Raw genomic sequence first — 13,521 nt, forward strand, 5'->3', positions numbered from 1 at the left:
TTCCAGCGCGGGCAGGAGCTTCGCCTGCAAGCAGGCTCCCACAGGGGGTGGTGTGGTTGGCGGCTTGGGAGCGTTCAGGTGGTGCGGCTGCCGTAGGTGACGACGGATTCGATGCGTTCGGCGCGTTCGGCGTCGAGGCCGTCGGTCTGGGCGAGGGTGGCGGCGTCGGCGTTGATGATGTCGCGTACGCTGCCGAGGTCGCGCAGCAGGTCGCGTGCCGTGTCGGCCTCGACGCCGGGCAGGCCGCTGACGATGAACTCGGCGGCCTTGCGCCGGGTGTCTGGCTTGGTGGGGCGATCGGCCGGGTCCGGCTCCATCTGGGCGTTCAGGCCCAGCAGGTAGATGAGCATGCCGCTGTTGTCGGCATCCGGGCTGGGCAGCACGCTAATGCCGAGGGCGATGGTCAGGTGCGCGAGGGCACGGTGGATATCCAGCGCCTGCTGGTGGAAGCGCGGTTCGTACAGGTCCCCCTCGACGATATAGACCACCTGGCTGTGGTTGGCCTTCAGCTTGGCGGCGTTTTCCCACAGGGTCTTGTCGACCACGCTCAGCACCATGTCGGTGGCGGACTTGCGCTCGACCACGACGCCGTTGGGCAGCAGGTAGTCGCCCACATCGAGGTCGGTGAATTCCAGTTCCACCCCTTCCAGGCGTTCGATGCGCTGAATGATCTTGCCCTGTTCGCGGCGGTCGACGCGGATTGGCAGGTGCACGTTGTCCATGGGGGCTCCATTCGTTGACGGGTTGCGGGCACTGTAGGGCGTGGGGCCATACGCGCCAAATGGCCGGATGCGGGGCGGGGCGAGGGATGCCGTGCAGGCGCGGTGCGGATCGCCTACAGTCAGGGGACACGTTTCGCGGGTGGCGCCTGCGGTGCGTGTATGGAGACAACAATAAAACCAAAAGGATGGAGTGTTTATGTCGATTCACATTGCAGTCGTGGGGCTTGGCCGGGTGGGCGGCCGTTTCCTGGAGATGTTGCTCGAGTCCGGCCTGCCGGGGATGACGCTTTGCGCGGTCTCGGAGAAAGCCGAGACGGAGGGCCGCCGGCTGGCCGAGGAGAAGGGTATCCCGCTGGAGTCGGTCGCGGATATCGTGGCGCGTGGCGACCAGGTGGACGTGATCTTTGACCTGAGCGGCCAGCCGCAGGTGCGCCAGGAGCTGCGCGAGGGCATGCAGAACACCGGCAACCGCCATACGGTGGTGGCGCCGGAGGTGATGGCCCACCTGACCTGGGCAATGCTGACCCGCGAGGCGCCGCCGGACGTACACGGCAGCACCGGCTACTGATGCGATCCGTACCGCCAGGTTGGCGGTGCGTTCCCGTGACAGCCGCAGCAAAGGCCGCCTTCGGGCGGCCTTTCTGTTTACTGACTCGCAATGCGGTGCAGCCAGTTGCCTGATCGCAGGATGCCGTTGAGCGTAGCGAAACGCATCCGGTGTTCACAAAAGGGGCGAGGTGGAGCGTTTCGCCGCGCTCAAACGTACCTGACGGTGATTGATTACGGCTGCCCTGGGTGCGAACAGCCCCTGCGATTGGCTGAATGTTGTGATTTCGGGGTGTTTATACCGGTTCACGCTGCAGGCACTCCTTGAGCGCTTCCACCCCCATGGCGGGGGAATGCAGCCAGCCCTGGTACAGGTCACAGCCGATTTCCCGCAGGAAGGTTCGCTGTGCGTCCGTTTCTACGCCTTCGGCGACGAGCGTCAGGCCGAGGCTGTGGCCGAGGTGCACGATGGAGCGCAGGATCATCTCCTATTCCGGGTCCTCGCCGATGTCGGCGATGAAGGAGCGGTCGATCTTGAGTTTGTCGATCGGCAGGGACTTCAGGTAGGCGAGCGAGGAATAGCCGGTGCCGAAATCGTCCAGGGCCACCCGGATGCCCAGGGCCTTCAGGCCGCGGAGCTGATCGTGGGTCAGGGCCACATCCGCCATGGCCACGGTCTCGGTTACCTCGATCTCGAGTCGCTCGGGCGGGGCGCCGGTCGCCGCGAGGGCCGCACGCAGGCGTTCCACCAGGTCGTGCTGGCGGAACTGCATCGCGGAGATATTGATGGCGACGCGGAGCCCGACGCCGGACCGTGACCATTGGGCGAGTTGTTCGCAGCCTCGCGGATGACCCAGTCACCGAGGGGCAGGATCAGGCCGTTGGCCTCCGCGCTGGCGACAAAGCGGGCCGGTGCCACCGGGCCGAGCTCGGCATCCGTCCAGCGCGCCAGGGCCTCGACGCCGATGATGCGGTTCGACGCGACCTCCAGCAGCGGCTGGTAGTGCAGCGCGAGGTCGTCATTCTCCAGCGCCTGCTGCAGGCGTTGCTGCAGGCGCTGTTCCTCGTGCACCTGCGCATCCAGGTGCTGCGAGAAGAAGGCCCAGGTGTTGCGGCCGGAGTGCTTGGCCTCGTACATGGCCATGTCGGCATAACGCACCAGGCTGCGATCGTCCTGGGCGTCGCGCGGGAACATGGCGATTCCGAGGCTGCCGCTGGAGACGAGGTTGCGGGCGTGCTCGGTCTGGAAGGGCGTGTCGAAGATACCCAGGATGCGCTGGGCGACCCGGGCGATCGCCTGTTCGTCCGCCACGTGGGTCAGCAGGATCATGAACTCGTCGCCACCGAAGCGGCCAATGGTGGCTTCCTGGTCCAGGGCGCCCTGGAGTCGGGCGGCCACGGCCTTCAGCAGCTGGTCGCCCTCGTCATGGCCGAAGGTGTCATTGATCATCTTGAAGTTGTCGAGATCCAGCAGCATCACCGCGATCGGGTGGTCGTTGTGCTCGGCCTGGGCGATGCCCTGCGTCAGGCGGTCGTGCAGCAGCCAGCGGTTGGGGAGTTCGGTCAGACTGTCATGGGTGGCCTGATGCTGGATGCGCGCCTCGCGCCGCTGGCGGTCGGTGATGTCGCGGATGAAGGCGGTAATCCGCCGGCCTTCGGTGTCGTCGAAGGCGTTGAGGCTGATGTCCACCGGGAACTCGGTGCCATCGATACGCTGGCCGCGCAGATGGGGTACCTGCCCCATGGTGCGGCGGTTGATGGTGCGGGCCTGGGTCTGGCGATGGGTCCGGTGGCGCTCGCGCAGGCGGTCGGGGACCAGGCGCTCCACCGGCTGGCCGATCAGTTGCTGGCGGGGGTAGCCGAACAGGCGCTCGATGTTTCGGTTGGCCATCACGATGCGGCCCTCCGTATCGGTAACCAGGACGCCGTCGGGGGCCGTCTCCACCAGTTGCTGGTAGCGCCGCTCGCGCATCTCGATGTCGCGGTGGGCCTGGTGCAGACGCTCCAGGGGCGAGCGCACGCTTTCCAGAAACAGCCCCTGGTAGATCAGCAGGTAGGCCGCGAGCTTGTACAGATGCCCCAGCACGAACGGCGTATCGGTCAGATCCTCGTAGAACATGAAGAACATGCCGCTGCCCATGCTGATGACCAGCGCCGCGGCGACCAGGGGCATGCCCGGGCGCTGCAGCAGATCGCGGCGCAGGGCCAGGATGGCCAGCGTCGCCAGATGCAGGGCGATCACGATGGCCTCCAGGCCCAGCTTGAACGGCGTGAGGCCGCTGACCGGGTCGAACAGGGGCGGCAGGATATCGGCATGCCACAGGCCGACCCATGCGAGGACCGCGACCAGCAGCAGGCTTCCGGCCAGATAGACCCCGCGCGGCGGGCCATCGCTGCGCGCGACCATCGGCAAGGCCACATAGGCCAGCAGGGCCGCGCCCCCGACCAGCCGCGCGGCGAGCCAGAAGAACAGCGTCTGCTGCGTCGAGTTGGGGGTGATGAAGTCCGGCATCGCCGGGTAGGTCATCAGGTGCAGGAAGTCGAAGAGCGCGACCGCCAGGAAGGCACAGGCGAGCAGCAGGGAGGCCGCCACCCGCCGCCGGTCGATCACGTGATACCCGACCGCGAACACCAGCACGGCGACGACGACCGAGAACAGCTCCACACCCGTGTGGAAGGCCGTCAAGTGCTCGCGGGGCAGGACCCGCGGCAGATCTAGCCCGAGTAGCCAGATCGTGGGTGGTACCAACAACAAGACGAGCAACGCACTCGCAGTGAGCGCGATGTGTCGACGCAGAAAGTCATCAGAGCGCGAGCTCATGCGACGCGATGCACGAACATGGTTGTAAAGACTCCCCTGGACGCATCCTCGTGGGCGGGTCGCGTCGGCCGGACCGGTGCTGCGTGGGCGCCGGTTTATTCTGATTGGATGGAAGCTAGCCTATATTCCCTCACAAAACAAATATATATCCATACGGTAATGGGTGGAGTGTCTTTTCATTGACGAAAGGCGTATAGTGCGTCCATCGAACGCCCCGCCCGTCAGCGTCCGTTCATCTGATCCAGAGCCATTCCGGTTCGCAGTGATCCCCCTGATTTCGTTTCCCCCGATGGGTGCTCTTGTTGAACGAGTGGCGGGTAGCGTTGGAGCATTCCATGACTGATACGACCTTTGCCGACCTCGGGTTGGCCGATACCCTTTTGCGCGCGCTGGATTCCGCCGGCTACCAGCACCCGACCCCGATCCAGGCCCGGGCCATCCCGGAAGTCCTGAAGGGCGGCGACCTGCTGGCCGCGGCCCAGACCGGCACCGGCAAGACCGCCGGCTTTACCCTGCCGATCCTGCAGCGCCTTTCCACCAGTGATGCGCCCAAGCCCGGCAATGGCCGTCCGCGCTGCCTGGTGCTGACCCCGACCCGCGAGCTGGCCGCCCAGGTGCACGATTCCGTGAAGACCTACGGGCGCAACCTGAAGCTGCGCTCGATGACGATCTTCGGTGGCGTGAACATGAACCCGCAGATCAGGGCCCTGCGCGACCGCATGGACATCGTGGTGGCGACCCCGGGGCGTCTGCTGGATCACGCCAACCAGAAGACCATCGACCTGTCCGGTGTGGAGATCCTGGTCCTCGACGAGGCCGATCGCATGCTGGACATGGGCTTTATCCGCGACATCAAGAAGCTGATCGCGCTGATGCCCAAGAGCCGGCAGAATCTGATGTTCTCGGCGACTTTCTCCGACGAGATCCGCACGCTGGCCAACGGCCTGCTCACCCGCCCGGCGGAGATCGACATCGCCCCGCGCAACACGGCCGCCGAGAGCGTGCAGCAGAGTGTGCATCTGGTCGAGACCAGCCAGAAGCGCGAACTGCTGAGCCACCTGATCCGCACCAACAACTGGGAACAGGTGCTGGTGTTTACCCGCACCAAGCACGGCGCCAATCGCCTGGCCGAAAAGCTGTCCAAGGATGGCGTGCGCTCGGAGGCGATCCACGGTAACAAGAGCCAGGCGGCGCGTACTAAAGCGCTCAAGCAGTTCAAGTCTGGGCAGGTGCCGGTGCTGGTGGCGACCGATATCGCCGCGCGCGGCCTGGACATTGACCAGCTGCCGCAGGTGGTCAACTTCGAGCTGCCGAATGTGCCGGAGGATTACGTGCATCGCATCGGTCGTACCGGCCGTGCCGGCTCCGCCGGTGCCGCGCTGTCGCTGGTGGATGGCGAGGAGATCAAGTTGCTGAAGGGCATCGAGCGCCTGATCCAGCGCCCGATCGACCGCATCGAGACCGAAGGTTTTGCCGCGCCGAAGCCGGCCGCCAATGACGGCAACGGCAACCGCCGCGGCGGTCGTGGCGGCAAGCCGGGCGGCGGGGCCCGCAATGGCGCCCCGCGCAATGCCCGCGGTGGCAAGCCCGGCGGCGGTCGCGGCGGCAACGGCCGCCCGTCCTCCAACGGCAACCGGGCGGCGCGCAGCCGCTAGTCCGACGCGCCAGCGCCATACCGCGAACCCGCGGCCCCGAACTCCGGGCCCGCGGGTTTTTTCGTTCCGGGCCTGGCGGGGAGGGCTTTATTCACCACGAAGCACACGAAGGCACGAAGAAGGGCCAGGTCAAGGGCGAAAAGCGATAACAGGAAGGCTGGAAGACAGGAAGGGGCTGGTGTTGTGCGCCAGGTGATTGGCCCCAGTACAAGGCTAATCACAGCGTGTTGTGATTGCCGAGGGCCCGTAAACACTTCCAAATTTCGCGTCGTCCTGTGAAATGCTTTTGCCCTTGCCCTTCTTCGTGCCTTCGTGTGCTTCGTGGTGAATACGGTTTTCGAGTTGCGGCGAGGCGTTGGAGTTGAGCTGGATCAGGGCGGCGGGGATTGGGCAGGGCGATACTTTGCCGGGCTCAAGGCCGGGGGCGGTTGGTCGTTAACGAAGCCAAAGGAGGGTGGCGATGAAGATTGGACCGTTGGGTGGGCTGCGGCTGAAGCTGGTGATCCTGGTGATCGTGGTGAGTACGGTGCCGCTTTCGATCATGGGCGGGGTGACGTTCCACACCATGAAGGGCGATCTTGCCGCGGGGGTGGATGAGGCCCTGGTGACGCAGCTGTGGTGGTTGCTGTGGGCGCTGTGGGTGGTCGCGTTTGTGGTGGCGCTGGGGATTGGCTGGTTCTATGCCAATGTGCTGACGCGGCCCCTGGAGCGCCTGGCCGAGGGACTGGAGGCGATCGGCGAGGGGCGCGCGGATCTCGGGCACCGCGTGGAGGTGACTACGGACGACGAGATCGGCCGCACCGGTGCGGCCTTCAACACGGTGATGGGCCGGCTCTCCGGGCTGATCCGGCAGGTCGCGGATGCGGCCGACGGCATCGCCGCCTCCGCGCGGCAACTGGAGGGTCGCAGCAACGAACTGACCCGGGCGACCCACGAGCAGCGCGGCGACGTGGAGCAGGTGGTCACCGCGATGAATCAGATGTCCGCCACCGTGCAGGAGGTGGCCAACAACACCCAGAGCACGGCCGAGAGTGCCGGTCAGGCGACCCGGGCGGCGGAAGGCGGACGCACCGTGGTGCAGGCCACGCAGGGCGCGATCAACACCCTGGCCGGCGAGATCCGCCAGGCGAGCCACGTGATCAGTGAGCTGAAGGGTGACAGCGACAACATCGGCACCATCCTGCAGGTGATCGAGGAGATCGCCGAGAAGACCAACCTGCTGGCGCTCAATGCGGCGATCGAGGCCGCCCGCGCCGGCGAGGCGGGACGCGGCTTCGCGGTGGTGGCCGACGAGGTGCGTCATCTGGCTCAGCGAACCAACGACTCGACCGGGGAGATCCGCGAGATCATCCAGCGCCTGCAGGGCGGAGCGACCCGCGCGGTACAGGCGATGGAGGTGAGCCAGCAGCACGCCGAGACCTCGGTGGAGAAGGCCGGCGAGGCGGGCGAGACCCTGGAGTACATCCACGACTCGGTGACCACCATCGACGACATGACCCGCCAGGTGGCCAGCGCGACCGAGGAGCAAAGCCAGGTGGCGGAGGAGATCAACCGCAACATCCACCACATCAATGACATCGCGGTGCGCAACGCCGACGGGGCCAACGAGATGCAGCAGGCGGTAGAGGCCCTCGAAGGGCTGGCGCAGCAGCTACAGAACGAGGTTGCGGGCTTTCGTCAGCAGGGCTGATCCGGTCTGGCCTCAGAAGCCTCGGCGCAGGGCGTCGAAGCCCAGGGCGACGTCGTCGGGATCCGCGCCGGGCTCGATGCGCAGGCGGTCACGCACGGTGTCGCGGTCAATATGGGACGCCTCGATCGCGTCGTCGGGCAGGCGATACAGCCACCAGGCGAGCGCGGCCTGGGTGCGGGTCTCCGACCAGGGCTCCAGGTCCGTCCCGATCCGCTCGGCATGCGTGCCCAGCTCCGCGTCGAAGAAGGGCTCCAGTCGATCCAGCGCGGCGACCGGGTCGGGCAGGTCCGGACGTTCGCCATCCAGTGCCTCCACGGCGCGCGCCAGTTCCTGGCGGGCGATCTCCGGCCAGATCTGCGAGGGCAGGTAGCCCTCCATCGCCGGTCGTCCGCCGGCGGTGATGCCGTGCAGGTAGCCGCTGCGGGTGAGCAGATAGCGGTCGAGCGCCTCCAGCGCCTCGCGGGCCCAGTCGAGCGTCTCGCGGTCTTCCAGTACGCGCGCCAGGTTGGCGAGCGCGGCAATGGCCTGGCCCGAGGTGTCGGCATAGGTGTTGCGATCGACCCGGGGCGGGTCGGTCTGCGTGCGGGTCTCCGGGTCCAGCTGGTAGTAGTCGCGGTCGGCGTACTGGCTGTTGCCGAAGCGCAGCTGACGCGCGTCCCACAGGTGGTCGCGCAGATAGTCGCGAATGCCGCGCGCGATCTCCGCGTAGTGTTCGTCGCCGATGCGCTCGTAGGCCTCGGAGAACAGCCACAGGAACGCGGCGTTCTGATCCAGGCGCTTGGAGGTCTCCAGGGCCAGGACCGGGTCGCGCTGGTCGGGATCGTGGAAGAAGAAGAAGCCGCCCTCGACCTCGTCGTAGAGATCCTCCGCGATCTGGTCCAGTAGGCCGGGCATGCGTTCCTCCCAGTCGTCACTGGCCAGCAGGTAGCGGTAGGTCCAGGGTTGCGGGCGCTTGCTGAGCGTGCCGAATGTGGCGCTGCCGCTCAGGCGGTCGGCGCGCTCGTCATAGACCTCGTCGAGCATCTCCATGAAGGCCTCGAGGCCGTCGATCGCCGCGTCGTCCGGTGTGATCTCGCGGCCGGTGACCGAGAACATGTCGCGCTGCGCCTGGAGGATGCTCTCGAGGTCACGGGCATTCACGTGGCCGGTGAAGCGGGTCAGCATCTCGTCTTCGTGATTCACGATGACCACGAAGGGCAGGCCGCGCCCGCCATAACGGCGGAACAGGTCGGCGCGTTCGTCCAGGTCGACGAGGACGGGGATGTAGTGCTCGTCGATGACATCCACCACCGACGGGTTCTCCAGGGATTCGTCCTGGAAGTCGCGGCACCAGGTGCACCACTGGCCGTGGAAATAGAAGAAGATCGGGCGTTCGCGCGCCTCGGACTCGTCGAACAGCCCGCTGTCCCAGCTTTGCCAGTCGATGCTGGAGTCGGCCGGATAGTCCTCGGCGGCCACTGGCAGCGCGAGCGCCAGCAGGGCGGCGCCCGCAAGGAGCCCGCGCGCGGCGCCACGAAGGGCGCTGGCGACGGAAGGGCCTGGGTTGTAGAAGGGTCCGGTCATCGCGGGCACTTTCCGGGCTTGTGTCTATTGGTATAGACCAGTTGAAGGATTGCGCGTTCGGCACGGGGCGGTGTGGCAGGATGCCCGCTTGATCACTGCTCGAGGACCCGGGGTCGGTCCGATTGGGGACGGATCTGCTGTGCGCGTCGTAGAATGGCGCCATTTTTCACGCCGGCTCTGGTTAGCCGACGCGCGATCTGCGCCTCGAGACAGTGGGCATCAACGGGCCCGCGCTTGCGCCACGCTCGCGGCGACTATCCAGATCCGACAGTCCCCCGGGAAACACTGATCCATGTACAGGCTTGCATTGGTGCCCAGCTTTTTCCTCGACCCGGCGTGTTGCGGGGGGGCTTCATGACGGGAGGCCGGACCGACCGGCGGGTGACGTACCTGCTCCCCGGCCTGTGGGCGGCACCGGGGGCCACCGCGGGTGAGCCATCACGCCCGGTGCGGCGTCTGGCTCGCTGGCTGGGGCGCGCGCGGGCGACCGGCGATTCCGGGGCGGCGCCGGGCTGGGAGGCGGCGCTCGCCGAACGGCTGGGTTATCGGCCGCAGGGCGAGGGCGCACGGACCTGGCTGGCCCAGCCGGTCCAGCTGACGCCCGGGATGAAGGACCTGGTGGCCTCGGCGGTGGAGCCCGTGGCGGACGCCGAGCGCGAGGCGTTGTGGGCGGCCGCGCAGCCGGAACTGGAGGCGGCCGGCGCGACCCTGGGCCTGGGCGAAGACGGCCTGTGGGAGCTGCAGCTGGACGCCGAGGGCGAGGCCTCCGGCCCGCCGCCGTCTGTCGGGCTCGGTCGATCCATGGTGGCCCACTCGCTGCAGGGTGATGTCGCGCGGCGTCTCCAGGTCCTGGCGACCGGCTTGCAGATGGCGTGGTTCCAGCACCCCGTCAACCTGGAACGCGAGCGTGAGGGACGTGGTGCGGTGCATGGGCTGTGGCTATGGACGCCGGGCTTTGCCGGCGGAGCCAGCGGCGTGGGCCGCGTCTGTGGCGGCGGGGCGATCGGCCGCTGGCTGGCACGGGGCGCCGGTATCGACTGGTGCCCGGATCCGGCCTGCACGCCGACGGAATCCGGCGACACGGTGGTCGTGGTCGACGCGCTGGGGAGGCCGCCGTCCCCCGAACGACGCCTGGAGCTTCTGGAATCGGTCGCCGATGACGTGGTCGCGCCCGGGGTGCGCGGCGTGTTCCGCGGGGAACTGCGTGCGCTGGAGTTCGTGGACCCGCAGTCCACCCACCCCGTACTGCGGCTCGACCGCCGCCAGGCGCTGGCCTTCTGGCGCCGCCCAAGGCGGCCCTGAAGCCGCGTGCCGGTGTTATACTGCGCGGCTTTTCTCGCCACCTGATGGAACGTGCCGTGCGCGCCACGACACCCGACGGAAACTGCCATGGAACTGAACGCGCTGTACTCCCGGATCGATGACCTGAAGGGCCGCCTGGACGCCCTTAGGGGGTATCTTTGACTACCCGGCCAAGGAAGAACGGCTGGAAGAAGTCCAGCGGGAGCTGGAGCAAAACCCCGACATCTGGAACGACCCGGAGCAGGCCCAGGCCCTGAACAAGGAGCGGGCCCAGCTCGAGGGTGTGGTCATCAACATCCGCGAGATCGGCACTCAGCTGGACGAGAGCCGGGACCTGCTGGAGATGGCCGAGGCGGATGACGACGAGGAGACGGCGGCGTCGGTCGAGACCGATGTCGACGCCCTGACCGCGCGCGTCGAGGGGCTCGAATTCCGCCGCATGTTCTCGGGCGACATGGACGAGGCCAACGCCTACCTCGACATCCAGGCCGGCTCCGGCGGCACCGAGGCCCAGGACTGGGCGAACATGCTGCTGCGTATGTACCTGCGCTGGGCCGAGCACAAGGGCTTCAAGGCCGAGGTCACCGAGCTCTCCGAAGGCGAGACGGCCGGGATCAAGAGTGCCACCGTGCACATCCAGGGCGAGTACGCTTTCGGCTGGCTGCGCACCGAGACCGGTGTGCACCGTCTGGTGCGCAAGTCGCCGTTCGATTCCGGCAACCGCCGGCATACCTCGTTCGCCTCCGTGTTCGCCTCGCCGGAGATCGACGAGAACTTCGAGATCGAGATCAACCCGGCCGACCTGCGGGTGGATACCTATCGGTCCTCCGGCGCCGGCGGGCAGCACGTGAACACGACCGATTCCGCGGTCCGCATCACGCACGTCCCGACCGGGGTGGTCACCGCCTGTCAGGCGGGACGTTCGCAGCACAAGAACCGCGAGATGGCGATGAATCAGTTGCGCGCCAAGCTGTACGAACGCGAGTTGCAGGAGCGCAATGCCGAGAAGCAGGCGGTGGAGGACACCAAGTCCGACATCGGCTGGGGCAGCCAGATCCGCTCCTACGTGCTCGACCAGTCGCGGATCAAGGATCTGCGCACCGGCGTGGAGGTCGGCAACACCCAGGCCGTGCTCGACGGCGACCTGGATCAGTTCATTGAAGCCAGCCTGAAGAGCGGGCTGTAACGCTATCTTTTACCGGGATTCCCGATGACCGAGATTACCGACGAGAACAAGCTGATCGCCCAGCGTCGCGCCAAGCTGAACGAGCTGCGCGAGGCCGGCCCGGCCTTCCCCAACGACTTCCGCCGCGATGCCCTGGCGGCCGATCTGCACGCCGCGCATGACGACACCGAAGGCGAGGCGCTGGAGGGGCAGGGGATCCGCGTGACTGTCGCCGGGCGCATGATCGGCAAGCGCGTGATGGGCAAGGCGAGCTTCGTCCGCCTGCGCGACCAGTCCGGGGACATCCAGCTGTTCGCCCAGCGCGACAGCCTTCCGGAGGGCGTCTACGCGGCCTTCAAGCACTGGGACCTGGGCGATATCGTCGGCGGGCAGGGCACGCTGTTCAAGACTAAGACCGGCGAGCTGACGGTGCAGGTGGACGAGCTGCGCCTGCTGACCAAGAGCCTGCGCCCGCTGCCGGAGAAGTTCCATGGCCTGACCGATCAGGAACAGCGCTACCGCCAGCGCTACGTGGACCTGATCACCAGCCCGGACAGCCGCGAGCTGTTCCGCACCCGCACCCGGATCGTGCGCTACATCCGCGAATACTTCGAGCGCGAGGACTTCATCGAGGTGGAGACCCCGATGATGCAGGTGATCCCGGGCGGCGCGACCGCGCGGCCGTTCGCCACCCATCACAATGCGCTGGACATGCCGCTGTACCTGCGCATCGCGCCGGAGCTGTATCTGAAGCGCCTGGTCGTCGGCGGCTTCGAGAAGGTCTTCGAGATCAACCGCAATTTCCGCAACGAGGGGCTGTCCACCCGCCATAACCCCGAGTTCACCATGCTCGAGTTCTACGAGGCGTTTGTGGACCACCACGCGCTGATGGACCGAACCGAGACGCTGCTGCGCGGGCTGTGCGAGGACGTGCTGGGCACGACCACCATCGAGTATCAGGGCGAGACCTACGATTTCGGCCAGCCGTTCACCCGCATGACGGTGCGCGAGGCGATCCTCGAGCACAATTCGGAGATCAGCAGCGAGGACCTGGCGGACATCGACAAGGTGCGCGCCCACTGCGAGCGTCTGGAGATCCCGATCAAGCAGAGCTTCGGCCTCGGCAAGCTGTGGACCGAGATCTTCGAGTACACCGCCGAGAACAAGCTGCGCCACCCGACCTTCATCACCGCCTATCCGACCGAGGTCTCGCCGCTGGCGCGGCGCAACGACGACGACCCGTTCGTGACCGATCGCTTCGAGTTGTTCGTCGGTGGGCGCGAGATCGCCAACGGCTTCTCCGAGCTCAACGACCCCGAGGACCAGGCCGAGCGTTTCCAGGCCCAGGTCGCGGAGAAGGACGCGGGCGACGACGAGGCGATGCACTACGACGCCGACTACATCCGCGCCCTGGAATATGGCCTGCCGCCCACGGCCGGCGAGGGCATCGGCATCGACCGCCTGGTGATGCTGCTGACCGACAGCGCCTCGATCCGCGACGTGCTGCTGTTCCCGCACCTGCGCCCGGAGGCCTGAGCGGCTGCTGGGAATCCCCCGGGCCGTTCAGGCCCGGGCATCGAGGTCAGTCTCGATCGACGTCCAGCACGGTAAAGCTGCTGCGTTCGAGCTTTAGCTCCAGCTCGGTGCCGTCGCTTGCGCGCCCTTCGATCTCGATGCGATCACGGTCGTCCAGTTCGATCTCCTCGAATCTTGCCATCCCGTGTTCGCGGGCAATGGCCACCCCTTCCAGAATCTCGTCGTCGGTCAGGCCACGCTTGCGGTCGGAGCCGCGCTTGATCTCCTCCTCGAGTACGCGGCCGTCGAGATCGAACGTGACCTCCAGGCGGCGCTCGCTGGCGTTCCAGCCTTCCAGTTCGAAGCGGTTTCCGCCTTCGGCCTCGATCGATCTGTAGCTGTCAAACCCGTATTGCTTGCCGATCTCCAGAATGCGCTCGATGTTGTCCAGCGGCATGGAGTCGGCGTGAGTGGGGCTGCAGGCGAGCAGGGCGAAGAGCAGCGCGGTGGCAAACGCGTAACGCAGGGGTCGTTTCACTGGG

At 66.9% G+C, this 13,521-nt stretch carries 9 protein-coding genes and 1 pseudogene; 6 read left to right on the top strand and 4 right to left on the bottom strand.

The window, feature by feature from the left end:
• Window positions 1–74: 74 nt before the first annotated feature.
• Complete coding sequence (locus D107_RS0100755; RefSeq protein WP_018867096.1) at window positions 75–722, bottom strand: ERCC4 domain-containing protein; 648 nt, start codon at window positions 720–722, stop codon at window positions 75–77.
• Between the two features lie 196 nt (window positions 723–918).
• Between D107_RS0100755 and D107_RS0100760 the strand changes: the two genes are divergently transcribed.
• Window positions 919–1,290: a hypothetical protein gene (locus tag D107_RS0100760; protein WP_018875673.1), complete on the top strand. Its 372-nt coding sequence runs from the start codon at window positions 919–921 to the stop codon at window positions 1,288–1,290.
• 274 nt (window positions 1,291–1,564) lie between these two features.
• On the opposite strand, the pseudogene D107_RS13250 reads toward D107_RS0100760, so the two are convergent.
• Window positions 1,565–4,089: pseudogene (locus tag D107_RS13250) on the bottom strand (EAL domain-containing protein).
• Between the two features lie 335 nt (window positions 4,090–4,424).
• Between D107_RS13250 and D107_RS0100770 the strand changes: the two are divergent.
• Together D107_RS0100770 and D107_RS0100775 are read left to right on the top strand one after the other, a co-directional pair.
• Window positions 4,425–5,744 (top strand): DEAD/DEAH box helicase, encoded by a 1,320-nt coding sequence (locus tag D107_RS0100770; RefSeq protein WP_018880519.1) that lies wholly within the window; start codon window positions 4,425–4,427, stop codon window positions 5,742–5,744.
• A 460-nt stretch (window positions 5,745–6,204) separates the two neighbouring features.
• Window positions 6,205–7,434: a methyl-accepting chemotaxis protein gene (locus D107_RS0100775; RefSeq protein WP_018880520.1), complete on the top strand. Its 1,230-nt coding sequence runs from the start codon at window positions 6,205–6,207 to the stop codon at window positions 7,432–7,434.
• Between the two features lie 12 nt (window positions 7,435–7,446).
• Here the strand turns inward: D107_RS0100775 and D107_RS0100780 are convergent, their stop codons facing one another.
• Window positions 7,447–8,997, bottom strand: a complete 1,551-nt coding sequence (locus tag D107_RS0100780; protein WP_018880396.1) for a DUF255 domain-containing protein — start codon at window positions 8,995–8,997, stop codon at window positions 7,447–7,449.
• Between the two features lie 381 nt (window positions 8,998–9,378).
• Here D107_RS0100780 and D107_RS0100785 point away from each other — a divergent pair, with 381 nt between their 5' ends.
• The 3 genes from D107_RS0100785 (at window position 9,379) to lysS (ending at window position 13,000) form a co-directional block, all read left to right on the top strand.
• Window positions 9,379–10,299, top strand: coding sequence for a hypothetical protein (locus tag D107_RS0100785; RefSeq protein ID WP_018880521.1), 921 nt, complete (start codon window positions 9,379–9,381; stop codon window positions 10,297–10,299).
• 87 nt (window positions 10,300–10,386) lie between these two features.
• Window positions 10,387–11,485, top strand: a protein-coding gene (gene prfB / locus D107_RS0100790) for a peptide chain release factor 2 (protein ID WP_155984731.1) whose coding sequence is annotated in 2 segments (ribosomal slippage) — window positions 10,387–10,458 and window positions 10,460–11,485 — 1,098 coding nt in all. Because the reading frame shifts where the segments join, the coding sequence is not laid out codon by codon here.
• 24 nt (window positions 11,486–11,509) lie between these two features.
• Complete coding sequence (lysS, locus tag D107_RS0100795; protein WP_018880522.1) at window positions 11,510–13,000, top strand: lysine--tRNA ligase; 1,491 nt, start codon at window positions 11,510–11,512, stop codon at window positions 12,998–13,000.
• 46 nt (window positions 13,001–13,046) lie between these two features.
• Here the strand turns inward: lysS and D107_RS0100800 are convergent, their stop codons facing one another.
• The gene (locus D107_RS0100800; RefSeq protein WP_018880523.1) at window positions 13,047–13,517 is read right to left on the bottom strand and encodes a PepSY domain-containing protein; all 471 of its coding nucleotides are present in this window, start codon (window positions 13,515–13,517) and stop codon (window positions 13,047–13,049) included.
• Between the last annotated feature and the right edge of the window lie 4 nt (window positions 13,518–13,521).

This window comes from Thioalkalivibrio sp. ALE30, from assembly GCF_000377465.1.
In the GTDB taxonomy this organism is placed as follows: domain Bacteria; phylum Pseudomonadota; class Gammaproteobacteria; order Ectothiorhodospirales; family Ectothiorhodospiraceae; genus Thioalkalivibrio.